Origin of the sequence: Stenotrophomonas maltophilia (assembly GCF_025642255.1) — a bacterium.
In the GTDB taxonomy this organism is placed as follows: domain Bacteria; phylum Pseudomonadota; class Gammaproteobacteria; order Xanthomonadales; family Xanthomonadaceae; genus Stenotrophomonas; species Stenotrophomonas maltophilia_P.
In genome coordinates this window covers 2,883,966-2,910,320 of record NZ_CP106759.1, presented here as the reverse complement: position 1 = coordinate 2,910,320, position 26,355 = coordinate 2,883,966, and the positions used below count along the sequence as shown (strand labels likewise).

At 66.6% G+C, this 26,355-nt stretch carries 21 protein-coding genes; 9 read left to right on the top strand and 12 right to left on the bottom strand.

Translation table 11 applies throughout. The annotated features are described in order from the left end of the window. Nucleotides 1-20: 20 nt before the first annotated feature. Nucleotides 21-395: a DUF4870 domain-containing protein gene (locus tag N8888_RS13435; protein WP_053516791.1), complete on the top strand. Its 375-nt coding sequence runs from the start codon at nucleotides 21-23 to the stop codon at nucleotides 393-395. Nucleotides 396-457: 62 nt separating this feature from the next. Here the strand turns inward: N8888_RS13435 and N8888_RS13430 are convergent, their stop codons facing one another. The 4 genes from N8888_RS13430 to N8888_RS13415 all read right to left on the bottom strand — a co-directional run bounded on the left by N8888_RS13430 (nucleotide 458) and on the right by N8888_RS13415 (nucleotide 4,717). Further along, the gene (locus tag N8888_RS13430; RefSeq protein WP_197572519.1) at nucleotides 458-1,336 is read right to left on the bottom strand and encodes a polyprenyl synthetase family protein; all 879 of its coding nucleotides are present in this window, start codon (nucleotides 1,334-1,336) and stop codon (nucleotides 458-460) included. After that, nucleotides 1,326-1,586, bottom strand: a complete 261-nt coding sequence (locus tag N8888_RS13425) for an exodeoxyribonuclease VII small subunit (protein ID WP_065174877.1) — start codon at nucleotides 1,584-1,586, stop codon at nucleotides 1,326-1,328. Before N8888_RS13425 ends, N8888_RS13430 begins: the two co-directional genes overlap by 11 nt. A gap of 36 nt (nucleotides 1,587-1,622) precedes the next feature. Beyond that, the gene (gene tilS / locus N8888_RS13420) at nucleotides 1,623-2,909 is read right to left on the bottom strand and encodes a tRNA lysidine(34) synthetase TilS (RefSeq protein WP_197572518.1); all 1,287 of its coding nucleotides are present in this window, start codon (nucleotides 2,907-2,909) and stop codon (nucleotides 1,623-1,625) included. A 101-nt stretch (nucleotides 2,910-3,010) separates the two neighbouring features. Further along, entirely contained in the window at nucleotides 3,011-4,717 is a 1,707-nt protein-coding gene (locus N8888_RS13415) for an alkaline phosphatase (RefSeq protein ID WP_053516800.1), read from the bottom strand. A 154-nt stretch (nucleotides 4,718-4,871) separates the two neighbouring features. Here N8888_RS13415 and N8888_RS13410 point away from each other — a divergent pair, with 154 nt between their 5' ends. Next, nucleotides 4,872-6,206, top strand: coding sequence for a dicarboxylate/amino acid:cation symporter (locus N8888_RS13410; protein ID WP_263175213.1), 1,335 nt, complete (start codon nucleotides 4,872-4,874; stop codon nucleotides 6,204-6,206). Nucleotides 6,207-6,388: 182 nt separating this feature from the next. Here N8888_RS13410 and N8888_RS13405 read toward each other — a convergent pair whose 3' ends face one another. Both N8888_RS13405 and N8888_RS13400 read right to left on the bottom strand, forming a co-directional pair. Further along, nucleotides 6,389-7,162 carry a C40 family peptidase gene (locus N8888_RS13405; protein WP_429001022.1) on the bottom strand — a complete coding sequence of 258 codons (774 nt, stop codon included), beginning with the start codon at nucleotides 7,160-7,162 and terminating at the stop codon, nucleotides 6,389-6,391. 131 nt (nucleotides 7,163-7,293) lie between these two features. Beyond that, nucleotides 7,294-7,833 (bottom strand): C40 family peptidase, encoded by a 540-nt coding sequence (locus N8888_RS13400; RefSeq protein WP_263175212.1) that lies wholly within the window; start codon nucleotides 7,831-7,833, stop codon nucleotides 7,294-7,296. 111 nt (nucleotides 7,834-7,944) lie between these two features. Between N8888_RS13400 and N8888_RS13395 the strand changes: the two genes are divergently transcribed. From N8888_RS13395 to N8888_RS13365, 7 genes are all read left to right on the top strand, one after another. After that, nucleotides 7,945-8,427 carry an FKBP-type peptidyl-prolyl cis-trans isomerase gene (locus tag N8888_RS13395; protein ID WP_053516805.1) on the top strand — a complete coding sequence of 161 codons (483 nt, stop codon included), beginning with the start codon at nucleotides 7,945-7,947 and terminating at the stop codon, nucleotides 8,425-8,427. 99 nt (nucleotides 8,428-8,526) lie between these two features. After that, the gene (locus tag N8888_RS13390) at nucleotides 8,527-9,771 is read left to right on the top strand and encodes a DUF418 domain-containing protein (protein ID WP_263175211.1); all 1,245 of its coding nucleotides are present in this window, start codon (nucleotides 8,527-8,529) and stop codon (nucleotides 9,769-9,771) included. 3 nt (nucleotides 9,772-9,774) lie between these two features. Then, nucleotides 9,775-11,025, top strand: coding sequence for an NAD(P)/FAD-dependent oxidoreductase (locus N8888_RS13385; protein WP_263175210.1), 1,251 nt, complete (start codon nucleotides 9,775-9,777; stop codon nucleotides 11,023-11,025). Beyond that, a complete protein-coding gene (gorA, locus tag N8888_RS13380; RefSeq protein ID WP_065181838.1) occupies nucleotides 11,022-12,380 on the top strand; it encodes a glutathione-disulfide reductase in 1,359 nt (452 codons plus the stop codon). Before N8888_RS13385 ends, gorA begins: the two co-directional genes overlap by 4 nt. 84 nt (nucleotides 12,381-12,464) lie before the next feature. Then, nucleotides 12,465-13,385 (top strand): DMT family transporter, encoded by a 921-nt coding sequence (locus N8888_RS13375; protein WP_197572721.1) that lies wholly within the window; start codon nucleotides 12,465-12,467, stop codon nucleotides 13,383-13,385. Further along, nucleotides 13,292-13,720: an MGMT family protein gene (locus N8888_RS13370; RefSeq protein WP_253118674.1), complete on the top strand. Its 429-nt coding sequence runs from the start codon at nucleotides 13,292-13,294 to the stop codon at nucleotides 13,718-13,720. The genes N8888_RS13375 and N8888_RS13370 overlap by 94 nt, the downstream gene beginning before the upstream one ends. A 93-nt stretch (nucleotides 13,721-13,813) precedes the next feature. Then, nucleotides 13,814-14,488, top strand: a complete 675-nt coding sequence (locus N8888_RS13365) for a rhomboid family intramembrane serine protease (RefSeq protein WP_197572535.1) — start codon at nucleotides 13,814-13,816, stop codon at nucleotides 14,486-14,488. A 49-nt stretch (nucleotides 14,489-14,537) separates the two neighbouring features. Here the strand turns inward: N8888_RS13365 and N8888_RS13360 are convergent, their stop codons facing one another. The 6 genes from N8888_RS13360 to N8888_RS13335 all read right to left on the bottom strand — a co-directional run bounded on the left by N8888_RS13360 (nucleotide 14,538) and on the right by N8888_RS13335 (nucleotide 26,279). Next, a complete protein-coding gene (locus N8888_RS13360) occupies nucleotides 14,538-16,124 on the bottom strand; it encodes a phytoene desaturase family protein (RefSeq protein ID WP_263175209.1) in 1,587 nt (528 codons plus the stop codon). Beyond that, on the bottom strand, nucleotides 16,121-16,603 hold the full coding sequence (locus N8888_RS13355) for a VOC family protein (protein ID WP_263175208.1): 483 nt from the start codon (nucleotides 16,601-16,603) through the stop codon (nucleotides 16,121-16,123). Before N8888_RS13355 ends, N8888_RS13360 begins: the two co-directional genes overlap by 4 nt. Before the next feature lie 121 nt (nucleotides 16,604-16,724). Continuing rightward, a complete protein-coding gene (locus N8888_RS13350) occupies nucleotides 16,725-18,731 on the bottom strand; it encodes a M13 family metallopeptidase (RefSeq protein ID WP_053516862.1) in 2,007 nt (668 codons plus the stop codon). Nucleotides 18,732-18,897: 166 nt separating this feature from the next. Next, nucleotides 18,898-21,000, bottom strand: coding sequence for a M13 family metallopeptidase (locus N8888_RS13345; RefSeq protein WP_263178412.1), 2,103 nt, complete (start codon nucleotides 20,998-21,000; stop codon nucleotides 18,898-18,900). Nucleotides 21,001-21,194: 194 nt separating this feature from the next. Beyond that, on the bottom strand, nucleotides 21,195-24,056 hold the full coding sequence (locus tag N8888_RS13340; protein ID WP_263175207.1) for a TonB-dependent receptor plug domain-containing protein: 2,862 nt from the start codon (nucleotides 24,054-24,056) through the stop codon (nucleotides 21,195-21,197). A gap of 186 nt (nucleotides 24,057-24,242) precedes the next feature. Next, nucleotides 24,243-26,279: an alpha/beta hydrolase family protein gene (locus N8888_RS13335; protein ID WP_263175206.1), complete on the bottom strand. Its 2,037-nt coding sequence runs from the start codon at nucleotides 26,277-26,279 to the stop codon at nucleotides 24,243-24,245. Between the last annotated feature and the right edge of the window lie 76 nt (nucleotides 26,280-26,355).

Below are 26,355 nucleotides of genomic sequence, written 5' to 3'. Positions count from 1 at the left end.
CAATGAAAAGGAGTTTTGTCGTGAGTGAATTCGATAACGTCCCGCCGCCGCCGCCGGTCACCGCCGATGTCCCGGCAGACCAGCGCACCATGGCCCTGGCCGCGCACCTGCTGGGCATCTTCACCGGCTTCATCGGCGCGCTGATCATCTGGCTGATCAACAAGGACGACGCCGGCAAGTCCTTCGTCACCGACCAGGCCAAGGAAGCGCTGAACTTCCAGATCACCGTGGCCATCGCGATGGTGGTCTGCATCATCCTGACCATCGTGGTCATCGGCGCGATCCTGATGCCGATCGTCGGACTGGTCAGCCTGGTGTTCTGCATCATTGCCGCGGTCAAGGCCAACAACGGCGAAGCCTATCGCTACCCGTTCGCATTGCGCCTGATCAAGTAAGACCGGCTGCATGCGGACATGAAAACGCCCGGCATTGCCGGGCGTTTTCGTTGCGCACCACGTCAGTGATCGCGCTCCACCGCAAGCCTGGCCAGCGCGCGCAGCGCATCGGCCTCTTCGTGGTAGCCCGCCAGAGCAGCCTGCATGCGGGCCGCCAGTTCGCGCAGCTGCGCCTTCGCTCCCTCCATGCCGAGCAGGGCGGGGAAGGTACTCTTGTCCTGCGCCTGGTCCTTGCCTGCCGTCTTGCCCAGCTGCTCGGAGCTGGCTTCGACATCGAGGATGTCATCGCGGACCTGGAACGCCAGGCCGAGTGCATCGGCGAATGCGTCCAGCTGCATCCGCTGCGGCTCCGGCGCATCGCCGCACAATGCGCCCATGCGTACCGCGGCACGGATCAGCGCGCCGGTCTTGAGCGCATGCATCCGGGTCAGCGCGGCCAGCGACTGCTGCTGTCCGGTGGCATCGATATCCAGCGCCTGGCCGCCGCACATGCCGGCGGCACCGGAGGCGTGTGCCAGCGCCTGCAGGCAGTCCACGCGCAGTGTTGCCGGCAGTGGTGCCTCGGCCAGCAGGCTGAAGGCGCGGGTCTGCAGGGCGTCGCCGGCCAGGATCGCGGTGGCTTCGTCGAAGGCGATGTGGGTGGTGGGTTTGCCACGGCGCAGGGCATCGTCGTCCATTGCCGGCAGGTCGTCGTGCACCAGCGAATAGGCATGGATCAGTTCCACCGCCATCGCGGCCGCGTCGAGCCTTTCCGGTTGAGCGCCGAACAACTGGCCAGTGGCATAGACCAGCAGCGGACGCATGCGCTTGCCACCGCCGAGGACGGAATGGCGCATGGCCTGGTGCAGCCGCTGCGGTGCATCGGCCGGCGAGGGCAGGGCGGCATCGAGCAGGCTTTCGATCCGGTCGCGCCAGCGCGCGAACGCCGCCTCAGCCGTCATGGCTGGGCGGATCGAAGGGTTCTGCCGTATCGGGCTGTGCCGGATCGCTGAGCAGCCGGACGCGCAGTTCGGCCTGCTCCAGCGCCTGCTGGCACTGGCGGTACAGGCCCACGCCACGTTCGTAAGCACTGAGCGACGCTTCCAGGCTCAGCTCGCCGGTTTCCATCTGCTCCACCAGCTGCTCCAGCGATTCGAGCGACTGCTCGAACTGGGCAACAGGGGAGGCGTTTTCGGGGGACTTCTTGGCCATGCGGCAAGTGTGGACGGCACGCGCGCAGGGGTCAATTCACCAGCCACCCGGCTGCCACCGCAGCTGGGCGTCGTGAGCGTGCAGCCAGGCCTGCAGCGGTGCGGCGATCACCACATCGGCGGCGGCCAGCAGGTTGCCGTCAGCAAACAGCAGCGGCAGCTGCGCGCGCCGCCAGGGGGCCAGATGTTCACGCTGCAGGCAGTCCTTCAAGGCATGTGCGTGGCTGCGTCCCGGCAGCACGATGCGCTCGCCGCCACGCCGTGCACGCACCTGCATCGGCTGCTGGAACATCGCGGCGCCCAGCAGGCGCAGCTGGCCGCCATCTGGCAAGGCCAGAGGCACCCGGCCGTCCCACTCCTCCTGCCAGTCCAGGGGCAGGGCAGGCAGCTCGGCCGGCAGCAGATAGGCATGCTCGCGCCATTGCTGGATGACGTGATCCTGCCAGCGCACCTGCGCCTGCCGGTCGCAAGCGGAGGGCAGCATTTCCTCGAGCATCTGCTGCAGCACCCGCCCCGGCAGCGGTGCCGCGCCATGGCTGGCCACCCAGGTGCGCAGGACGCGTGCGGCGCGTTCCGGCGATACCTGCCGCAGCAGCTGCAAGGACAGCACGCGCGGGGCTGCTTCCAGGTGCGCGAGCAGCTCGGTGTCCTCTTCCTGCAGAAGGCCACGGGTGCGCGCGCAATGATCGGCACTGCCGGCCAGGGCCGCTGCGGCGTGCGGCCAGCGCTGGCGCAGCAGCGGCAGCACCTGCAGGCGCAGGAAGTTGCGGTCGGCGTACGCGTCGTCGTTGCTGGGGTCTTCGATCCAGTGCAGATCGTGGGCCCGCGCATAGTCATGCAGAGCGTCGCGCGGGACCTGCAGCAGCGGCCGCCACAGCCGGTGGCCGGCGAGCATGCTGTCCCTGCTCATTGCCGCCAGGCCATCAACACCGGAACCGCGCAACGCGCGCAGCAGGAAAGTTTCAGCCTGATCGTCCTGATGCTGGGCCAGGGCCAGCGTCTCTCCGTCGCGCAGAGAGGCGACGAAAGCAGCGCGACGCGCCTGCCGGGCTGCACCCTCCAGGCCCAGACCGGTGCCGGTCTCGACCTGCACGCGGTGTACGACCAGTTCGATTCCCAGGGCCGCGCACTGCTGCTGGCAATGCTGGACCCAGGCATCGGCGTCGGGCTGCAGCCCGTGATGTACGTGTACAGCGCGCAGTCCCACGCCGGCCGCCTGCGTGCAGCGCCGTAGCCAGTGCAGCAGGACGGTCGAATCCAAGCCGCCGCTGTAGCCGACCAGCAGCGGTGCATCGAGGGAAACCAGGGCGGGGAAGGCAGTCACGGGTGAAGTGTAGGGTGATCGGCGGGGTCGCGCCGCGCCTTCGACTCACGGGCGGGATGCAGCCGGGCATGGCCCGGCTGCACACTGCGTCCGCCGTGCCGTTACTTTCCGTCGACGCTGCGTTCGAAGGCCTTGGGCGCCGGCAGTTGCACCGGTACGCCCTTGTCATCGCAGGTGCCCGCCTGGCACAGGCGATCGCGCAGCGCCGGCGTTGCCTGCACGATCATGTGATAGATCGTGTTCTGCTCCAGCGTGCCGCGGATCGCCTTGCTGCCGGGACCGCGCGCCCAGATGCCGACGTCCTCGCCACCATGCGATTCAGACTTCATCGGCACCAGCGCTTCCTGCATGTAGTCCGGATGCTCGGTGTCGACATCATGCAGGTCCGGACGCCCCTTGGCCGGCTCGAAGCTGCTCGGGTTGTGCGGGTAGCGCTTGCTGCCCGCCGGCTGCTGGTTGGTGCTGCCGGTGTGGCCCGGTCCATTGGCGTAGCTCAAGGTGGTGTAAGGCTGGCCGTTGCCGTCCAGCGCGTAGTCCAGCTTGCCGGCGCCGTCCTCACCGCCCTTGTCCTTCACCTTGCCCAGGATCGGGTTGCCGCGTGCGGGGTAGCCGACGAAGTTCAGGGTGTGTGAGTGGTCGGCGGTGACGATGATCAGCGTGTCGTCGGCCGACGTCATTTCCGACGCCACCCGCACCGCATCGGACATCGCCACGGTTTCGGTCAGTGCGCGATAGGCATTGCCGCTGTGGTTGGCATGGTCGATGCGAGCGCCTTCGATCATCAGCACGTAACCTTCCTGATGGCGCGACAGATTGGTGATCGCAGCAGCGGTCAGCTCGGCCAGGCTCGGCTCACCGGCCGGATCCTGTGGGCGCTCGTACTCGTAGCGCATGTGGTCCGGCTCGAACAGGCCGAGGATGGCCGGCGCATTTGCGGCGGCGGCCAGCTGCCTGCTGTTCCACACGTAGGCACCCTGCGGATGCGCCTGCTGCCATTCCTGTACCAGGCTGCGGCCATCCAGGCGCTGGCCGACCTTGTCGTCGTATTCCGGATCGCGCTCTTCCACGGTGGTGAATTCACCGCGACCACCGCCGAGCGCGACCAGCGGGCCGCGGCCATAGCGCGACGTGGACAGCAGCTGCTGGGCGATGTCCTTGCAGCCGGCGGCCTTGGCCGCTTCGGTCAGATCGGTGTCATTCTCCCAGTTGCGCTCCGGCGAGTGCGCGTAGGTGGCGGCCGGGGTGGCGTGGGTCAGGCGCGCGGTGGACACGATGCCGGTCGCCAGGCCGGCGCTGTCGGCCAGCTGCAGCCAGGTGAGCAGGCCCTTGGACAGGCTGTCGGCACAATCGGTGCGGGCGCCTGCGCTGACACCGATCGCGCCCATGTGGGTCTTCACGCCGGTGGTGATGGCGGTCATGGTGCCCGCCGAATCAGGGGTCTGCGAGTCGGTGTTGTAGGTCTTGCTGAACGCGGTGGCGGGGAAGCGTTCCCAGGACAGCAGGTTCTCTTCACCCGATCCGCCCTTCTTCTGGCCTTCGTAGATGCGCGCAGCGGCCACGGTGGTCAGGCTCATGCCGTCGCCGAGGAACAGGATGACATTCCGGGCCTTGCCGGCCATCGCGCCATTGGCGGCGGCCTGGGCGGCGCCGCTGCGGTACCACCATTGCGGCGTCTCGCCGGCCGGGTGTGCAACCGGCTCGACGGCGACCTTCAGGCCTGCCGGCGCGGAAGCGGGGGTGGTGCTGGCGCAGGCGCCGAGCAGCAGGGTGGTGGCACACGTGGCCAACAGGGAGACGGAACGGCGCATGGACGCTGGGATCTCACAAACTGTAACGGGACGTTCATTATGCCCGCCCTCGCAAGGCACGCCGATGACACACTGATTTGCCGGGCGGACGGTCGTTCTGCGGGCCGCCTTGGGCTATCGTGCCAGCATCCCTTCCTTCCCCTCTGGATTGCCTATGACGCTGGTCTCTGCCTGGCTGCGGATTCCATTCTGGCAGCGCGTGGTCGGCGGCTTCGTGCTTGGTGCGCTGGCCGGCTGGGCGCTCGGCCCCGCTGCGGAAACGTGGTTCGGTCCGCTCGGTGAGCTGTATGTCACCCTGATCAAGATGATCGCGGTGCCGCTGGTGTTCTTCGCGGTCATCAACGCGATCTCGTCACTGCATGGCCAGAAGTCGGTTGCAGCGCTCAGTGGCCGCACCTTCCTGTGGTTCGTGATTACCGCGGCGTTGGCGGTGTGCGTGGGCCTGGGCGTGGGCACCGTGCTGCAGCCCGGTGCCGGTGGCCTGCAGCTGTCCATGGCCAGCAACTATGTACCGCGCGAGGTTCCCAGCGTGGTACAGGTGCTGCTGGATGTGGTGCCGGCCAACGTCTTCTATGCACTGTCCGGCATCGGCACCCGGGTCACTGCCGCCGGCGAGACCGTGCTGGCCGCTGGCAGGGGCTCGATCCTGCCGGTGATCTTCTTCGCCGGCCTGGTGGGCTTTGCCATCGTCAAGCTGGGCGAGAAGGTGACCGAGGCGCGGAAGCTGGTCGGCCAGATGAGCGACATCATGATCCAGGTGACCCGCTTCGTGCTGGAAGTCACCCCGATCGGTACCTTCGGCCTGATTGCCGGCCTGGTGGGCAGTTACGGTTTCGAAAAGCTGCTGCCGCTGGGGCATTTCGTGCTGGCCCTGTACGTGGCCTGTGCGTTGCACATCGTGGTCGTCTACAGCGCGCTGCTGCTGGCGCACGGCCTGAACCCGCTGAAGTTCTTCCGCGGCGCGGCGCCAGGCATGCAGGTCGCCTTCGTCAGCTCCTCCAGCTTCGCCGCGATGCCGGTGGCGCTGCGTTCGATCACCCACAACCTGGGCGTCAACAAGGACTACGGTGCATTCGCGGTGCCACTGGGTGCGAGCATCAAGATGGACGGCTGCGGCGCGATCTACCCCGCGTTGTGCGCGGTCTTCATCGCCCAGTACAGCGGCGTGCCTTTGACGCCGGAGCAGTACGTGGTGGTGCTGATCGCCTCGGTGCTGGGCAGCTTCGGTACTGCCGGTGTGCCGGGTACGGCCGTGATCATGGCCACCGTGGTGCTCAGTGCCGCCAATCTGCCGCTGGAGACCATCGGTTACCTGTATGCCATCGACCGTATCCTGGACATGATGCGCACCATGACCAACGTGACCGGTCAGATGCTGGTGCCGGTGCTGGTGGCCAAGGAGACCGGCCTGCTCGACCAGTCGGTGTACGACAATCCCTCCAGCAACGTGGGCGTGGATGACCCGGACCCTACGCCGCCACGCAGCTGAGACGCCGCGCAGCGGCCTGTCATGCGAGAGATGAAGGCCCGCCGGACTGGCGGGCCTTTTCGTTGTGGGCGTGCCCGCCGGGCCAGGGAAGGGAAGACGCATCCCAGGCATTCCGCGGGCAACGAAAAAGCCGCTGCAGGGCAGCGGCTTTCAGCTATCAGGCGGTGCCTGGAAAGGCGGCGTCAGAGCTCGACGCGGCGCGCCTGCATGAACTTGTTGCCCCAGTAGCCGCTGAGCAGGGTGTCGACCCGGACATCCTTGCCTGCGCTCGGGGCATGCAGGAAGCGGCCGTCACCCACATAGATGCCGACGTGGTCGACCCGGCCCTTGCGACCGAAGAACACCAGGTCACCCGCGGCCAGGGCGGCACGGTCGTTGATCAGCTCGGCGTTGTTGTCGTGTGCCATCTCGCGGGAGACGCGCGGCAGTTCGATGCCCAGCGCCGAACGGAAGACGTAGCCGACCAGGCCGCTGCAGTCGAAGCCGCTGTCCGGATTGCTGCCACCCCAGCGATAGGGGGTGCCGAGCAGGGTCATCGCCCGCCGCAGCAGCGACTGCACCTTGCCATTGTCGGCGGCGCTGCCGACAACGCTGCCATTGGCAGCGCTGCTGGTGTCGTAGTTGGCGAGCAGGCGGCTCAGATCGCCGGCGACCATGGCCGAGCGGTCCATCAGCGGAATGGTGTCGTTGGCGGCCAGGTGCGGCAGCAGGGCGGCCAGCGTGGCACTGGCGGCTGCATCGGTGCGGCTGCGCTGGGGGGCCGCGGTGTCGGTCTTGCCCGTCACACGTACGCCATTGTCGGTCGCCGGGACCGGAGCAGCGTCGGCGCGTGAGGGAACGGTCTGCGACCAGGCGGGGAGGCTGGTCAGGCACAGTGCCAAGCCCAGAAGAACAGGGCGGACACTACGCGGGGAAGCGGCGGTCTGGCCTTTGCACGTCAGGTCGTCAGTCGTCACGCGTCGGTCACAGAAAAAAAACGATGGGGCATCATGCCCTGTAAAAGCACTGATAAGTTAAAAATTCCGTTATAAAACCGTTATTTCCACTGTGACGTAATTCTCAATTTTGAACATGTCGCCTGTTCATTTTAGCGAAGGACGCGTTTGGCCCCTGTGTAGTGGTCCTTCCAGTAGGGCCCGCTGAGCGAGTCCAGGCGCACCGTGCCGCCGGTGCTGGGGGCGTGCACGAAGCGCCCCTCGCCGACATAGATGCCGACATGGGTGACGTTGCCGCGGCTGCCGAAGAACACCAGGTCACCCGTGGCCAGACGCTTCGGATCGATCCTCGGGCCCTGTACGGCGGCCAGGTCGCGCGAGGTGCGCGGCAGCTTCAGATCCAGCATCTCGCGGTAGACATAGGCGACCAGGCCACTGCAGTCGAAGCCCGATTCGGGGGTGTTGCCGCCGTAACGGTAGGGCGTGCCGACCAGGCTGATGGCACGCATCAGTACTGAATTGGCGGCCTCGGGATTGTCCGGGGTGGTCGCCGGCCAGTGCGCCGACGGCGGGGGCGCCGCCGTCCGGGTGGCCTTGCCGCCGCCGCAGGCGGTCAGCAGCAGGGGCAGGACCAGCAGCAGGGCGGGCGCGGACAGCCGGCGCGGGCCGGACGAAACTGGCGTGATGTGCATGTTCTCCGGATAATGCGCCACCTTGGATTGGCCGTCATGATGGCGGCGTCCCCGCCGGGCGACAACCCGCCCCAACCCGTCTGCCTCCGGCAGAACCAGACAGAGTCGCGCATGAAGATCGAAAAAGACCGCGTTGTCCGCTTCCACTACACCGTTTCCGAAGTCGGCCAGGAGCCGATCGAATCGTCCAAGGACCGCGGCGAGCCGCTGGCGATCCTGATCGGTCACGGCAACATCATCCCGGGCCTGGAAAACGCCATGATGGACAAGGAAGCCGGCGCCACCTTCAGTGTCGACGTCACGGCGGCCGACGCCTATGGCGAGCGCCGCGAAGGCCTGTCCCAGCGCGTGCCGAAGAAGCACTTCGGCAATACCAAGCTGGCGCCGGGCCAGCAGGTCGTGCTGCAGACCAACTTCGGCCCGCGTGCGGTGACCGTGCAGAAGGTCGGCATGAGCGTGGTCGACGTCGATCTCAACCATCCGATGGCCGGCAAGGACCTGCACTTCGACGTGGAAATCGTCGACGTGCGCGAAGCCGGCAAGGAAGAGATCGAGCACGGCCACGTTCACGGCGACGGCGGTCACGCGCACTGATCGCCCTGCGATCGTGACGGCAGCAACGGCCCGCTTCGGCGGGCCGTTGCATGTCTGGAACACCGCGCGCTCGTCCACGGCGCGCAGGCGGGCTGCATAATGAAGGACCTGCCCGCCGGATGTCCTGTGAACAGCGCTTCGTCTTCCCTGCAGCCGGTCGCCTCCGGCGACCGCATCGCCGTGCTGGACATACTGCGCGGGGCCGCGTTGCTGGGCATCCTGCTGATGAACATGGAGGCCTTCAGCGGACCGCTGGACCTGGCATTCACCGGTATCGACGTGCGTTGGCAGGGGATCGATTACGGGGCCGACGCCTTCGTCTATGTGTTCGTGCAGGGCAAGTTCTTCACCCTGTTCTCGCTGCTGTTCGGCGCCGGATTCGCAGTGATGGCACAGCGCGCCGAGACCGCCGGCCGCGAGTTCACTCCGTTCTATCTGCGCCGCAGCGCCGGGCTCATGCTGATCGGCCTGTGCCACGCGCTGCTGGTCTGGTCCGGCGACATCCTGGTGCTCTACGCGCTGGCGTCGCTGCCCCTGCTGGCGTGCCGCGAGGCACCGCGCAGCTGGCTGCCGTGGATGGGCGTCATCGTCTACCTCGGTGGCGCGGCGATGATGATGCTGCTCGGTGCCATGGTTTCACTGGCGACGCCGCAAGACGCGCAGCAGATGCTGGTCGACGCGCAGCAGAGCATCGCCCGGGAGCGCATGGTCTACGGACACGGCAACTGGATCCAGGCCTGCATCCAGCGCCTGCATGAGTTTGGTTCGTCGATGGGGGCGCTGCTGATCACCGGCCCGGCGGTACTGGGCATGTTCCTGATCGGCAGTGGACTGGCCGGCAGTGGCGCGCTGGCCGCGCCGGAACGCCATCCGCGCCTGTTCGCGGCGCTGCGCTGGGTCGCCTTGCCGCTGGGCCTGCTGGTCACCGTGCTGGGTGTGGCCTGGAAACCCTACCTGGCACCCGGTGCCTACGACCTTGGTGTGACCTCGGCGATGGCGCTGGTGATGATCGGCGCGCTGCCGATGTGCCTGGGCTACCTCGCCTGGATCGTGCAGTGGCGCGCGCGGCTGGGCTGGCTGGCGCCGGTCGGCCGGATGGCGCTGACCCACTACCTGGGGCAGTCGCTGTTGTGCACCTGGGTGTTCTACCACCATGGCCTGGGCTATTTCGACGTGATGCCGCGCAGCGTGCAGCTGCTCTTCGCTGTGCTGCTGTTCGCCGCGCAAGTCGCGCTTTCCCATGCCTGGCTGCGCCGCTTCCGCTTCGGACCGATGGAGTGGCTGTGGCGGGCGATGACCTATCGCCAGTGGCCGCCGATGCGCCGCGAGGCTGGAAGGGGCTGACCGATGCAGGGGGCGCGCGATGACGTGATCGTGATCGGTGCCGGTGCCATCGGCCTGGCGACTGCGCTGGCGTTGTGCGGACAGGGACGGCAGGTACGGGTGATCGATCGTGGCCGCGTGGGCGCAGCGACGTCGTACGGCAACTGCGGCACCGTCACGCCCAGTCATGCACCGCCCCTGGCCGCGCCGGGTGTGCCGCTGCGTGCGTTGCGCTGGATGCTCGACCCACGCGCGCCACTGTATGTGCGCAGCCGCCTCGATCCCGCGCTGTGGCGCTGGCTGCTGCAGTTCAGCGCGCGCTGCAATGCGCGGCATTGGCTGCAGGCCACGCGCGCGCGCGCTGCGCTGTTGAATGATTCCCGTGTGCGCCTGGCCGAATGGGTGGGAACCCATGGGCTGGACTGTGAATTCGAGACGCGCGGCCTGGATTACGTGTTCGGTGATGCACGCAGCTTCGATCAGCATATCGCCCAGTGCGAGGCGCTGGATGCGCACGGCATTGCGACCCGCTGCATCGATGGCGGCCACTACGCACGCGACAATCCGGCGTTCCATGATCGGCTTGCCGGTGCGATCCATTTCCCCGGCGACGCCCAGCTGCGCCCGGACCGTTTCACTGCGGAGCTGGCGCGGGTACTGCGTGCGCAGGGCGTCGAGATCGACGAGCAGGTCGAGATGCAGGGTTTCAGCGGCGACGTACACGGGGTCCGGGTACAGGCCGGCGGACGCACGCTGCGCGCGCGCGAACTGGTGCTGGCCACCGGCCCGTGGTCGCCGCGATGGGCACGGCTGCTCGACCTGCGGGTGCCGATCCAGCCCGGCAAGGGGTACTCGCTGACCTGGTCACGCCCGCCGCTGGTGCCGGCCCGTCCGGTGGTGCTGAAAGATCACTCCGTGTTCGTGATCGCCTGGCGCGACGCGCTGCGACTGGGGGGCACGATGGAATTCGCCGGTGCCGACCCGCAGCTGCGTGCGCAGCGCCTGCAGACGTTGCAGCTGGCCGCTGATCGCCACCTGCGCATGCCTCGTGGCGCGCAGCTGCAGGAGCAGTGGTGCGGCTGGCGTCCGATGAGCGTGGACGATGTACCGTTGATCGGCCGCGCGCCTGCGCATCCTCACGTCTGGCTTGCGGCAGGGCATGGCATGCTCGGCATCAGCATGAGTGCCGGCACCGGCCAGCTGATCGCCGATCTCGTCTGTGGCCGCACGCCAGCGATCGATCCTGCCCCTTACCGACCCGAGCGATTCCGATGAACACGGCTTCACATGATTACGACCTGATCGTCCTTGGCGGCGGCTCTGCCGGCCTGGCCGGCGCCATCCGTGCCGCGCAGTACGGCAAGCGCGTAGCGCTGCTGGAACCCGGTGAACTGGGCGGGACCTGCGTCAATGTTGGCTGCGTACCGAAGAAGGCGATGTGGCTGGCCGCCGATCTGCACGAGCGTATCGGCCTGGCAAGCGCGATGGGCTTCGATGTGCCGCCACGACCGGCACTGTCGTGGAAGGAACTGGTGATCCATCGCCAGGCCTATATCAGCAACATCCATACCAGCTACCACAAGCGTCTGGATGAAACCGGCGTCGTCCGCATCCCGGCGCGCGGCCACCTGCTCGACGCGCACACGGTGGCCTGCAGCGACGGGGTGCGCTACACCGCCGACCACATCCTGATCGCCACCGGAGCGCACCCGCAGCGTCCGGACATCCCCGGCGCGGAGCTGGGCCTGGTATCCGACGACTTCTTCGAGTTGCGTGCGGCCCCGGCCGAGGTCGCGATCATCGGCGGCGGCTACATCGCGGTGGAGCTGGCCGGGCTGCTGCAGGCGCTGGGCAGCCGGGTGAGCCTGCTGGTACGCGGCAAGCGCCTGCTGGAACGCTTCGACTACGAGCTGACCGATCAGCTGGCAGAAAACCTCCGCCAGCAGGGCGTGCGCATCTACTTTGATTACCGCCTGCGCGAACTGCAGCGCGACGGTGAGCGCGTCCGCGCCTTCGGCCATGATGGCCCCATGGACAGCGTGTTCGACGCGGTGTTCTTCGCCACCGGCCGCCGTGGCAACAGCCGGGGCCTGGGCCTGGAGGCGCTGGGCATCGACATCGGCGAGCACGAGCAGGTGCAGGTGGATGAATGGCAGACCACGGCGGTACCCAGCATCCATGCCGTGGGGGATATCGCGGGCAAGGTGGGCCTGACCCCGGTGGCGGTGGCTGCATCGCGTCGGCTGATGGACCGTCTGTTCGGTGGCCGCCCACAGTCGAAGATGGACTATGAGAATGTGGCCAGCGTGGTGTTTTCGCATCCGCCGCTGGGGGCGGTGGGCATGGGTGAGGAGGAGGCGCGTGCCTGCTTCAAGCAGGTGACGGTCTATCACAGCCGTTTCCGGCCGATGCTGCAGGCACTGGCCAACGGTACCCAGCGCAGCCTGTTCAAGATGGTCTGCGCCGGGCCGGAAGAGCGCGTGGTGGGGGTGCACCTGCTGGGCGAGGCCGCGGACGAGATCCTGCAGGGCTTCGCGGTGGCGGTGAAGATGGGAGCGACCAAGGCCCAGTTCGATGACACGGTGGCGATCCACCCGACCTCCGCAGAGGAAGTGGTGCTGATGCGCTGACGCTGCGGTTGCCGCGTCGGGCCATGCGACAATGGGCGTCCACACGCACCCCCGGGCCGCCCTGCGCGGCCCGCCGCTGTTCCCATGTCAAGCTCCTCCCCGCGCATCGCCACCGCATCCCCACGCATCGCCCTGGGGGGAATCGGCCTGGCGGCGATCGGCGCCGTTGCCGCATCCGGCAAGGCGGTGATCGTCAAGCTCGGCCTGCGCCACGGTGTCGATGCGACCACGCTGCTGGCGCTGCGCATGCTGATGGCACTGCCCCTGTTCGCACTGATGGCGGTGTGGGCTTCGCGCCGTGTCGAGCCGCTGTCGTGGGCAGACCGGGCGCGCGTGCTGTGGCTGGGGTTCACCGGCTACTACCTGTCCAGCCTGCTGGATTTCCAGGGTCTGCAGTACATCAGCGTCACGCTGGAACGATTGATCCTCTACCTCAACCCGACGCTGGTGCTGCTGATCAACGTGCTGCTGGCGCGGCAGCGGCCAGGGCGCTGGCAGGTCGTCGCGCTGGTGCTGAGCTACCTGGGGGTGCTGCTGGCGTTCGGCCACGATCTGCAGCGGGAGGGCGGGCAGATCATCGTCGGCAGCCTGCTGGTGCTGGGCAGCGCGCTCAGCTATGCGCTGTACCTGTTCGGCAGCGGCCAGGTGGTGGCACGGATCGGCGCGGTGCGTCTGACCGCCTATGCCAGCTGCGTGGCCAGCGGTCTGGTGCTGCTGCATTTCGCCATCACCCATCCGCTGCCACTGCTGTGGCAGGCACCTGCACCGGTGCAGTGGCTGTCGCTGATCAACGCCACGGTCTGCACCGTGCTGCCGGTGCTGGCGATCATGCTGGCGGTGCAGCGCGTGGGTTCCTCGCTGGCAGCGCAGGTCGGTATGCTGGGGCCTGTTTCCACCATCGTGATGAGCCTATGGCTGCTCGACGAACCGATGGGGCCGGCGCAGATCGCCGGCACCGTGCTGGTCCTGCTCGGCGTGCTGCTGGTGACGCGTCTGCGCCGCTGACGCCGGACCAGGCGCGCGCGCGCATCCTGGCGGTGATCCACGCGATCCCGCCGGGACACGTGATGGGCTATGGACAGGTGGCGATGCGCGCGGGCCTGCCGGGGCGGGCACGCTTGACGGCACGCATTCTCGGCCAGAACGATGACCCGACACTGCCCTGGCACCGCGTGCTGCGCTCTGACGGGCGCATCGCCATGGCGGAGGGGTCGGCGGGCTGGCGGGAACAGTCGCAGCGGCTGCGCGCGGAAGGCGTGGTGGTGGAGAACGGCCGGGTGCGGATGCCGGCGTCCGACCCGGCGGCGGCGCTGGATGCCGCCGTGTGGGGACCGGGCTGAGCGCGACCGGGGTCTGAACGGGCCGCACGCGGCAGTCGCCGACACGACACGACGGTGCGGCTATGATGGAGACCGTTCCATGCCGGTGTCCCCATGTTCCCGCGACTGCCAACCGTCACCAAGGCCCTGCTGATCGCCAACGCGATCCTGTTCCTGTTGCAGCAGCCGTTCCTGCTCGGCGACCAGACCTTCGAGCCGTTCATGCTGCAGCCGCTGCAGCAGGGCTTCGATGCGTTCTCCCCGGGTGGCAACTTCCAGCCGTGGCAGCTGCTGACCTACGGCTTCCTGCACGGCAGCTTCGGCCACCTGTTCTTCAACATGCTGGCCGTTTTCATGTTCGGTGCGCCGCTGGAACAGACCTGGGGCGAGAAGCGCTTCCTGCTCTACTACCTGGTGTGCGTGGCCGGCGCCGGCGTCTGCCAGCTGCTGGTGGGGACGCTGCTGGAGAATCCGGCCACGGTGCTGGGCGCGTCCGGTGGTGTGTTCGGCCTGCTGCTGGCGTACGGCATGTTGTTCCCGAACCAGCGGGTGATGCTGCTGTTCCCACCGATTCCGATGAAGGCGCGCACGTTCGTGATCCTGTTCGGTGTCGGTGAACTGGTGCTGGGCATGACCGGCTGGCAGCCGGGCGTGGCGCACTTCGCGCACCTGGGTGGCATGTTGTTCGGCTGGCTGCTGATCCGCTACTGGCGCGGCCAGCCACCGTTCAACAAGCGCCGTCCCCCCGGCCCGCCGAACCGTCCGAATCATCTGCGCAGCGTCAAATGATCCGCAGGGTCATCTGATGCAGCAGGTGCCAACCGTGGTTGGCACACCCCTACAGATCCTGCAGGATCACCTGCGCGGCATTGTGGCCCGGCGCGCCGGTCACGCCGCCGCCGGGATGCGTGCCTGAACCACACAGGTAAAGCCCGGGCAGGGCACCGCGGTAGCCGGCCTGGCCGATCATCGGCCGCGCCGAGAACAGCTGGTTGGGACTGAGCGCACCGTGGAAGATATCGCCGCCCACCAGGCCGAACGTCCGCTCCAGATCCAGCGGTGACAGCACTTGCCGACCGAGCACGCTGTCGGCGAAGCCGGGCGCATACCGATCGACGGTGGCGATCATCAGGTCGGCGACGGTATCGCGATGCGTGTCCCAATGCCCACCGTCGGGCAGGACCGGTGCCACATGCTGGCAGAACAGGCTGGCGACGTGCTGGTCCGGCGGCGCCAGCGAATCGTCCAGCGTGCTGGGAATCAGCATCTCCACGATCGCCTCGCGCGACCAGCCGTCGCGCCGCGCATCCAGCCACGCGCGGTCCATGTAGTCGAGGCTGGGCGCCATGATGATGCCGGCACTGAGGTGCTCACCGGCGCCGGGCAGGGCGTGGAAGTCCGGCAGCCGCGACAGCGCCACGTTCATCCGGAAGGTGCCCGAACCGCAGCGCCACTGCGCCATGCGTTCGCGCGTCGCCGCGGGCACCTGCTCCGGCTCCAGCAACTGCTCGTAGAGCAGTTTTGGATTGACGTTGGCCACCACCACGCGCGCGCGCAGTACGTCCCCGCCGGCCAGCTCAACGCCCACCGCGCGTCCGTGCTCGACCAGCAGCCGCTTCACGCCGGCATCCACGCGCAGTTCTGCGCCGGCTGCGCGCGCCGATGCAGCGATGGCCTGGCTGATCGCGCCCATGCCACCGATTGCATGGCCCCAGGCACCCTTCACCCCGTTGCACTGGCCGAACACGTGGTGCAGCAGGACATAGGCGCTGCCGGGCGTGTACGGACTGGCGTAGTTGCCGACGATGCCATCGAATCCGAACAGGGCCTTGATCGGCTCGCTTTCAAACCAGCGGTCCAGATAGTCGGCGGCCGACAGCGTGAACAGATCAAGCAGCTCCTGGCGCAGGGCAGGGGACAGTGCTGCCAGTTCCCGGCTGAGCCGGCCCATCCGCCACAGTGCCGGCAATGCGCGCCAGCCGCCTGCGACGCCGAGGTCCGGCGGCGCGCGCAGGGCCCAGGCGCGCAGCACGTCGGCGAAGACCTCCAGCCTCGCCTCATAGGCTGGCAGGCGCTGCGCATCCCGTTCGGAGAACTTCGCCACCTCGGCCTGGGTACGGCCGGGTGCCGACAGCAGATAGCGGCCGTCAGGCAACGGCAGGAAATTGTTGGCCGGGCGGGCGACGACGCGCAGCCCATGCGCGTGCAGCTGCAGTTCGTCGATCACCTTGGGCTGCAGCAGCGAGACGGTGTAGGAGGCGACCGAGTTGCGGAAGCCCGGATGGAACTCCTCGGTGACCGCTGCGCCGCCGAGCACGCCACGGCGTTCGAGCACCAGTACTTTCCTGCCGGCACGGGCAAGATAGGCCGCGCAGACCAGGCCATTGTGGCCGCCGCCGACGATGACCGCATCCCACGCGGTCATGCGGTGCGGATCGCCGCTTCGATGGTCGCGATGTCGATCTTCTTCATCGGCATCATCGCGTTGAAGGCGCGCTTGGCCAAGGCCTTGTCCGGGCTGGTCACCGCTTCGATCAGCACGCGCGGGCTGATCTGCCATGAGATGCCCCAGCGGTCCTTGCACCAGCCGCACTGGCTTTCCTGCCCACCGTTGCCGACGATCGCGTTCCACAGGCGGTCGGTCTCGGACTGGTCCTCGGTCTGGATCTGGAACGAGAACGCTTCGCTGTGCCTGAACGCGGTGCCGCCGTTGAGCCCGACGCAGGGAATGCCGCAGACGGTGAACTCGACCGTCAGCACGTTGCCCTCCTTGCCGTCCGGATAGTCACCCGGTGCGTGATGCACAGCCGTTACCGCGCTGTCGGGCAGGATCCCGGCGTAGAACGTGGCGGCCTCGAGTGCTTCGCTGTCGTACCAGATGCAGATCGTGTTCTTGTGCGCCATGGTCGGGTTCCGCTGCAGGACGAAGGCGCAGCGATAGCATGCCGCGTGTTAATGGCGGATCGTGCTGCATGCGCAAAAAAAAGGGCGCCCGAGGGCGCCCTTCGTGTCACGGCCGGCTGGCTCAGCGCCAGACCTTGATCTGCTCGGCATCGCTGCGCTGCATCGGCTGGCCGGCCTTGCAGCTGAAGGTGGCGCCGAACGCCGGGAGGTTGGCCAGCGTGCCGTTGGTGCGCCACATGCCCGGCGCGCGGATGTCGGCGGTCAGGCGGCGTGCGGCTTCGTTGGGCGACAGCTGCTGCGCCCACAACGCGGCCCAGGCACGGAAGAAGCCCTGCTGCTGGGCCGGCTTGGCCTTCGGCTCCTGTGCGGTGTAGGCCGCCCAGGCCAGTTCCAGGCCGGCGATGTCGGCCAGGTTCTCTTCCTGGGTCAACGTGCCATTGACCTTGGCGCCCTTCACGCCCGGGAACTCATAGGCGCCGTACTGGGCGGCCACGCGGCTGCCGAGCAGGGTCCAGGCCGTCTTGTCGGCCGGCGTCCACCAGCTGCGCAGTTCGCCCTTGGCATCAACCAGCGCGCCCTTGGCATCGATGGCACGGGTCAGCTCGTGGCCGACCAGGCCGCCGAAGCTGCCGAACTTGTCGGCGCTGTCGGCCTTGGCGTTGAACACCGGGCCCTGCAGGATGGCCGCGGTGACGATCAGGCGGTTCTGCGCCAGGTCATAGGCCAGCGACGGCTGTTGCGGCAGCACGTCCCAGCGACGGTCGGCATTGCCCTTGCCGATGCGCTTCATCTCCTCGCGATGGCGCCAGGTCGAGGCGATCAGCATGTTGCCACCGAACGAGCCCCGGCCCATCGGCTGCACGGTGTAGTCGAGGTCGCGCAGCGGGGTGCCGATCTCGATCTTCAGCGCCGCCAGCTTGGCCTGTGCTTCAGCCTTGGCTTCGGCACTCATCCACGTGCTGTTCCTGACGGCCTCGATCTGCACCTCGCGGACCTTGTCGACGATCCATGCCGCCTGCCGGCGGTCTTCGGCCGAGAGATGGCGGGCAGCGTACTCGCGGCCGACCATCGGCCCGGCCGCCACATTGATGGCATCGAGCACCGCTTCCCAGCGCTGCGGCGGCAGCGTCTGCCCGCGCAGTACGCGGCCGCGGAACTCAAACTCGGCGTCCCGGTAGGCCTTGGACAGGTACGGCGCCATCGAGTCGCCCACGCGCCAGCGCAGGTAGGCCTTCCACTGGTCCGGCTTGAGCTTGGTGACCATGCCATCCAGCTGCTGGAACAGGCCCGGGTCGGCCAGCGATACCAGATCGTCGTTCACACCCTGTACTTTCAGGAACGCCTCCAGCTGCAGGTTGCGGTAGCGGCTGTTGAGTTCCTTGGTGGAGATCGGCGCGTAGTTGTTGAACGGGTTGTTGATGCCGGCCAGCGACTGTGCATTGCGCGCCAGCTCGGTTTCCAGCGCGATCACCGCCTGCGACTCGGCATCGAGCTTGGCTGCCGGCGTACCGGTCAGTGCCAGGATCTGCTTGACGTAGGTGCGGTAGCGGCCCATCAGCGCGACGGTATCGGCATCGGTGCGGGTATAGAACGCCGGATCCGGCAGACCCATGCCGCCCTGCATGAAGTAGCCGATATGACGGTCCAGTGCCTTCAGGTCGACGTCCGGACCGAAGTTGAAGGCGACCGGGATGCCGACCTGATGCAGTGCAGCGATCGACGCCGGCACATCCTTGGATTTCTTGATCGCATTGATGCGGGTCAGCAGCGGCGCGATCGGATTGGAGCCATCGGCTTCCACCGCCGCCTCGTCCAGGCCGCTGGCCCAGAAGTCGCCCAGCAGCTTCTGCACGTTGCCCTGCGGCGACGTCATGGCCGCATCGAGCAGTTCGCGCTGTTGCTGCCTGCTGCGCTCGACCAGCTGGCCCAGCGCGGTGGTGGCTCCGGTCTGCGGTACCGGGTTGGCCTTCAGCCAGCCAGCGTTGGTGGCGCCGTAGAAGTCGCTGCACTGGGCACTGACGGCCGGGGCGCGGGCGGCCTTTTTCTTTGCGGCGAACGCATCATGGCTCGGGACCAGGGTCGCCAGGCTGATGCCCAGGGCGATGGCAAGCGGACGGAAATTGGGCATGTAGAACGAATCCATGATGGATTGAGGGCGGGCGCACTATAGCAAGCCGCGCATGGGCGCAGCATGCACGTATCACGGTATGCCTGGCGGCCGTGGCGGGTCGCGCAAAAACAAGGGCCCGGGAGATCCCGGGCCCTTGCAGATCTGCCTTGGCGTCAGCCGTGGCTTACCAGATCACCACCTGCTGCTCGCCGCTGCGCGCCATCGGTGCACCGGCCTTGCACTGGAACGCGGCCGCGAAGGTCGGCAGGTTCGAGGGCGCGCCCATCGCGCGGAACTGCGCCGGGGCGTGCGGATCGGTGGCCAGGCGGACCTTGGCGTTTTCCGGGGTGTACTTGGTACGCCACACGGTGGCCCAGTTGAAGAAGAAGCGCTGATCGCGGGTGAAGCCGTCGACCTTCGGATCTTCCTTGCCGGCCGAGGCCTTCTGCAGCGCATCGTAGGCCGTGGCCAGGCCACCCAGGTCGGCGATGTTCTCGCCCAGGGTCAGGTGGCCGTTCACGGCCTGGCCGTCAACCTTGTACTGGTCGAACTGCTTGACCAGCTTGCCGGTCAGGCCTTCGAAGTTCTTCTTGTCGGCCGGCGTCCACCAGTCTTCCATGTTGCCGGTCGGCCCGAAGCGCGCGCCCTGATCGTCGTAGCCATGGGTCATCTCATGGCCGATCACCGCACCGATGCCACCGTAGTTCAGCGCATCGTCTGCCTTCGGATCGAAGAACGGCGGCTGCAGGATGGCGGCCGGGAACACGATCTCGTTCTGCAGCGGGTTGTAGTAGGCGTTGACCGTCTGCGGGGTCATGCCCCACTCGGTCTTGTCCACCGGCTTGCCGATCTTGGACAGGTTGAACTTGTAGTTGAACTCATTGGCCGCACGCACGTTGGCCAGGTAGCTGTCGCGCTGGGTCTGCAGGCCCGACCAGTCACGCCACTTGTCCGGGTAGCCGATCTTCGGAGTGAAGGTTTCCCACTTCGCGATGGCCTTGGCCTTGGTTTCCTCGCTCATCCAGCTCAGGCCCTGGATGCGTTCCTTCAGCGAGGCAGCCAGGTTCTTCACCAGTTCTTCCATCTTCGCCTTGGCTTCCGGCGAGAAGGCAACCTTCACGTACAGCTGGCCGAATGCTTCGCCGGCATCGTTCTCGATGGTGCCCAGCACGCGCTTCCAACGCGGCTTCTGTTCCTTCTGGCCGTTGAGGGTCTTGCCGTAGAACGCGTAGTTCTCCTGGACGAAGGCATCGGCCAGGTACGGCGAGGCGCCATCGACGGTGTGGAAGCGCAGGTAGGCGCGCCAGACCGACGGGTCGGTGTCGCCCAGCGCCTTGCTCACTTCCTCATGGAAGGCCGGCATCGCCAGCGAGAACTTCTCCGGCGCAGCAACGCCCTGCGACTTGAAGAACTCGGTCCAGCTGAAGTTCGGGGTCAGCTTGTCGGCGTCAGCCAGGGTGACCGGGTTGTAGTACAGCTCCACATTGCGCGACAGTTCGACGCGCGACTTGGACGCCTTGGCCAGGCGGGTCTCGAACTTGACCACGTCCTCAGCCTGCTTGGCGGCGTCGGCTGCCGGGACGCCGGACAGTTCCAGCACCTTGGCGACGTGCGCCTTGTAGGCCTTGAGCTTGTCGGCGTTCTTGGCGTCGGTGTAGTACGTGCTGTCAGGCAGGCCCAGGCCGCCCTGGCTGGCATAGGCCAGGTTCATGGTCGAGTTCTTGAAGTCGGCCTCGGCGCCGAAGCCGAACAGCACGTTCTCGCCCTTGGCTGCGCTGGTGCGCAGGTAGTCGGCGATGGCGGCCTTGTCCTGCAGGCCGTCGATGGTGGTCAGGTCGGCCTTCAGCGGCTCGATGCCCTGGGCGTTGATCTTGGCCTCATCCATGCCGGTGGCCCACAGGTCGCCGACGATCTTCTCGATGTGGCTCGGGTTCTTGACCTGCGCGACCTGCTCGGCCAGCTGGTGCTGCACTGCCACCGAACGCTCGTCGAGGATGGTGAACGCGCCCCAGCTGGTGCGGTCGCCGGGAATCTCGTTGGCGGCCAGCCACTTGCTGTTGACGTAGTCGCCGAATGCGGTGCAGGCGTCCAGGTTGGTGTCCAGATCGCTGGGCTGGAAGGCGTTATAGGCCGGCAGCTTGCTCTCATCCAGGGTGTAGGTGGTGGCTTCGGCGGCGGCCGGGGCAGGCGCGGCGGCCTCCTTGGCCGGGGTTTCGTTCTTGCCACAGCCGGCCAGCACGGCCGACACGGCCAGGCTGAGCAGCACGATCTTGGGAGTACGCGTGATCACTATGTTTGGCCTCCAGGCCGAGTGAGTCAGGGAAGAGCCGCGGGGACGGCCGTGGGCCGAACGATACGCCGCCAGCCTACCCCGCAAGGGTGTCGAAGGTCATGGGCGGGTGCAAGGGGCTGCATCGGGCCCTGCAAAAGACAGACCCGGCAAAAGCCGGGTCTGTCGGGGTGCTGCGGACTACGGCCCTATCAGAACTTGTACTTCAGACGCACGAACGGGGTGCGACCGTACAGGTCGTACTGGGTGGCAAAGGCTGCGGTGTTGCCGTAGCGGGTGCCGGCGCCGGTGGAGATCAGTGCCGGCTTGGTGTTGAACACGTTGGCCACGCCCACCAGGATTTCCCAGTCGGCCTGCTTGTAGCTCAACGAAGCGGTGTGATACACGCGAGCGTCGGCGACCAGATCGCGGTACGAGTCCGGACGGCCCTGGTAGGTGAAGCGCGAGTTGAGGGTGGTGTTCTCGGTCTTGCCGATGTACTGGGTCAGCCAGTTGTATTCCCAGTCGCCGCGGGTCAGGGTCAGGCCCAGGTTGGCAACCAGGTCCGGACGGCCGATCAGGCCAAGCTGATCCGAGGAGGCCAGGCCGCTGGCCTCGGCGCTGTCGAACAGCTGTGCCACGTCTTCCACGGTGTAGGTGACCTGCGAATCCAGGGCGAACTTGCCGAAGCCGAACTCATGCTCCCAGTTCAGGGTCATGTCCCAGCCGCGGGTGCGCTGCTGGTTGATGTTCAGGTACTGGGCGTAGATGTTGCGGATCGAATTCGCGTCCGGGCCGGTGGTCGGGTTGCGCTCCAGCAGGTCGCAGTAACGGTTCGGGAAGGTGCTCGAACCGTAGCAGCCGGTGGTGATGTCCAGTGCACCCAGCGAGGTGATCTGGCCGCGGATATCGTAGTCGAAGTAGTCGATCGCCACGCTCAGGTCGGCGAACGACGGAGTGAACACGATACCGGCGCTCTTGGCGCGGGAGGTTTCCGGAACCAGGTTGCCGGCGCCGCCGCTGGTGAACACGGTGGCACTGGAGCCTGCGCCGACGTAATCGCCCGGGATGCCGGCGGCACCGCAGTTGGCACGGATATTGGTGTTGTCGCTCTCTTCCCAGCGGATGCAGGGATCGATCGCGGTCTGGGACTGGAAGCCGGTCTGGTTGCCCAGGTACAGCTCGTACAGGCCCGGTGCACGATAGGAGGTGCCGACGGTGCCGCGCAGACGCAGCGATGGAATGATCTGCCAGTTCAGGCCGGCCTTCCAGACCTTGTCGCTGCCGCTGACCGAGTCGTACTTGAAGATGCGGCCCGAAGCATTGGCGGTGAGCGATTCGATGCCGGTGACGCCCTTGATCAGCGGGATGTCGAACTCGACGAAGGCTTCCTTCACCTTGTCGTTACCCTTGGTCACGTCGGCCGTCGAGGCGCCCCAGAGATCCTTGTAGTTCTCGTCCGGCGTATCTTCGATGGAGTAGTAGCGGTACTCCACACCAAACGCAGCACCCAGCGCACCTGCGGGAAGGTCGAACAGCTCACCGGAGAAGATCGCATTGACCGTCACGGTGTCATAGGTGGTCTTGCCGGTGGCGGTGATGCCCAGGATGTCGACCAGTTCGTCAACCTTGGCGCCGCTCAGGTAACCCGGGTCGAAGTAGTTCGCTGCAGGCGTATCGCCAGCACCCGGACGGGTCAGGTCGCCGGTGATCGAGTTGCGGATGCCCAGCGAGCTGTACTTGCCGCTGGAGCGGCTGGCATTGGCATTGACTTCCCAGCCCCAGCTACCCGTGAACAGGCCATCGAACTTGTTCGCCAGGTAGTAGTAATCGACCTCGGTCTGCGAGGACGACTTGAATGGAAGCACGGGCTGCGCATAGCCATTGGTGGTGCCCGGGGCTTCCACGACGGGGAAGAACTGGCGCCACTGGAAGTTGTTGGTCTTGCGGTTGTTGTAGAGGAACTGGGTCTTCCAGTTGAACCCATCAAAACCGAAGTCCGAAGCGAAGTAGGCCGACTTGCGCTCCTGGCGGTTGATGATGTGAGACTGACCCCATGCATCGAAGTTCAACGGTTCTTCGTAGTAGGCGACCGGGCTGCCGTTGGCGTAGGTGCGGTTGGCGCGCGGGCGATAGCCCGGGAACGGACCCACGGTGCTGCCGTCCGGCGAGGGAATGTAACGGATCGGCGAGTCGTACTCATCGATGACGTTGATGAGCAGGTTGTTGCAGTTCGCAAGCTTGGTCCCGGCGGTGATCGAATGATCCTGCCGGTCGATGCGGTTGCCGTTGGCGTCCTTGATCAGATCATTGCCGCAGTTCAGGAAGTCGCGGTCGCCGCGGGTCAGCTCGTTGTGGCGGTACCATTCGACGGCAGCGACGATGCTGCCCTTCTCGAAGTTCCAGCCATTGGCAAGCGAGCCCTGGAAGACTTCACCGCCACCTTCGGTCGGGATACGGCCGGTGACCGTCAGCTCCGGGCGCTCGAAATTCTTCTTGGTGATCAGGTTGACCACGCCGGCCACGGCGTCGGAACCGTAGATGGACGAGGAACCGTCCTTCACGATTTCCGCACGCTGCAGGATGGCGGTGGGAATGACGTTCAGGTCGAATGCGCCGACCGCGCCGCGGGTACCGGCCGGGCCCGGACGCTGGCCGTCCAGCAGCACCAGGGTGCGGTTGGCACCCAGGCCGCGCAGCGAGAACGTCTGCACGCCGGTACCACCGTCAACGACGAAGCCACCGAACTGGTGGGTGATCTGGGTTTCAGCAGCACCGATAGCGGACTTCTGCAGGAACTCGCCCACCGACACCTGGCCTTGGGCAGCGTTGTGCTCGGTGTCGATGGTGAACACCGGCGACGACGTTTCGTAATCCGCACGACGGATCAGCGATCCGGTGACGGTGATCTTGTCAAGGTCGGTGGCGCGCTGGTTGTGGGAGGAAGTGCTTGACGCCGCGGCTTCCTGCTGGGTGGTCTCCTGGGCCAGGGCCGGTGCGGCCTGCAGGCAGGCCAGCACAGCAAGAGTGAGCGGGACGCGGCTTGGCTTGATGTGGCGGTTGGCGTTGCGCATTTCGATGTGATCCCCACTTGTTATGCTTCGGTTAATGGAGTGTATGTGCCGCGTAAAGTAAATGCAACATGAATGGAGAATTGCTGTAACCCGTTGTTGCTAAGGGGAAATTCAGTGAACGGCGCATGAAAAAACCCCGCCGGGTTCAAGCCAGCGGGGTCCATGAACGGGCCAGCGTCCGGTTGCTTACAAGCCGCCCGGTCCGCACTCCTTGCTGAGGAAGTCCGCCATCAGCGGCAGCGTCGCGCGGTAGTGGCTGGGGTACCACGGCATGCTGTGCGGCATGTCCGGAATCAGTTCGAAGCGTGCGGGCACCTTGTCCTTGACGCCGTTGTAGAAATTCCTGGCGTGGGACGCGGGGGTGCGCACATCGCGGTCTCCCACGAAGGTCAGCAGGGGGATGGCGGCCTTGGCGGTGTTCTGCATCGGGTCCATGCCCTTCACGGTCTGTCCCTGCAGGATGCGCTGCAGACGGTTCTCGCTCCAGGAAACACCCAGGCGGGCGAGGTCGGTTACGGGGGCGCCGGCAATAGCGCATTGATAGGGCGACGGGCTGCGCACGACCGCAGCGGCCGAGGCGAAGCCGCCGTAGGAATAGCCGAAGATCGCGATGCGGTCCTTGGCCGCTATCCCCTGCTGCACAAGCCAGGCAGCCGCATCATCGTTGTCGTCCTGCATCGTCAGGCCCCACTGCTTGTCGCCGGCGATCCAGTGCTCACGCCCGAACCCGGTTGAGCCGCGGTACTGCGGCCGGATCACCGCGTACCCGCGCGAGGTGAAGAACGGCACCCAGCCGGACGCATCCCAGCCGGTGTAGTCACGGGCCCAAGGGCCGCCGTGCGGATGGACCAGCGCCGGCAACGCCGCGTCACCGTTCTTCCAGCCTGCGGGCAGGTCGACGATGGCGGGAATCTTGCGGCCGTCGCGGGCCGTGTACGTCACCCAGCGCTGCTCGCCGATCTGCTTGCCGTCCACCCAGGGGCGTTCGCTGCCGAGCGTTGTGACCTGCTTGCGATCCACCAGGATCTGGTAACTGGTGGGTGAGCTCGCGCTGTTGGTGGTGAACAGCACGCGGGACAGATCATCGTTGTAACCGGTGATGGCGATGTACTTGCCCGGATACGCCTGCTTGAGGCCGTCGTACAGGGCCTTCATCTGCGGATCGACATAGACCGCTTCACGGCGCGGGCCGTCGACATAGAAGCCCAGCACCTGGTTGAAGTTGCTGGGCTTGGTGCCCAGGATCAGGCCGCCGATCGGATACTCGGGATGAGCCGCCAGCGGTTCGTTGTCAAACGTTCTGCTGGCTGGGTCGTACAGTCGGGCCTGTACCTGGTCGGAGAACTTGTCGGTGAGGATGTACAGCTTGCCGTTCTGGTCATCGATGCCGACCACCTCCATCGTGTAGCGATCGGACAGGCGGGTGGTCAGCGTGTCGTGCTTCTCGAACTGGCCGCTGGCCTTGTTCTTGACCAGGATCTGCTGCTCGTAGTCGTTCGAGCCGGCCGGCTCGATCTGCGTACGCGTCAGCAGCTCGCCGTTGCGCGGGTGGAACAGGCCCGGGGTGGAGCGGGCGTCGCCACGGAACAGCAGCTCGGTCTGCCCGGTCTTGAGGTTGAACAGGTAATAGCTGGCCGAAAAATTGGTCTGGTTGATCTGCGAGATGATCACCTTGTCCGGATCCAGCGGAAGCGAATGCACCAGGGACGCGGTGCCGGCCAGCTCCAGGCAGCGCTGGGTCTGTTCGCTGATGCCGAGCTTGCGGGTGTTGTCCGCGAAAGCCTCGTCGAACTTTGTCTGGCTGCTGTCGGTGAGGAATGCCTTGGACAGGAACGTCTTGGTTGAGCCGACCGAGTTGCCTTCACCGCAGCCGGACAACTGCGCGGTCAGCTCCTGTCGGCCGATCACCAGGCTGCGACCCGCCTTGAGCGCGCTGGCGGCAATGAACTTCATGCGATCACCGGAAGGCGTGATCGCCACGGGCGCCGAACCGGGCACGTCCAGGTTCCAGTTGGCCAATGCGGTATCGCCATTGTTGCTGCCCGGCGCAGCAATGATTGCAACCAGCTGCTTGCCGTCAGGGCTCATGCTGACAGACTGGATGGCCGGGATCTTGGCGAAATCCTCGACCGGCAACGGTGTGGCGGAGGCGTGGATGACGTGCAGGCCAATCAGCAGTGCGGTGGTGGCACCCAGGCGGGCACGCGTGAGGCGGGTTTCCATGATCGACAGTTCCTTGTGGCGATTCGCATCAAGATGACCGGAAGATGAACGAGTGCTGCCCTTCCGTCAACTGCAC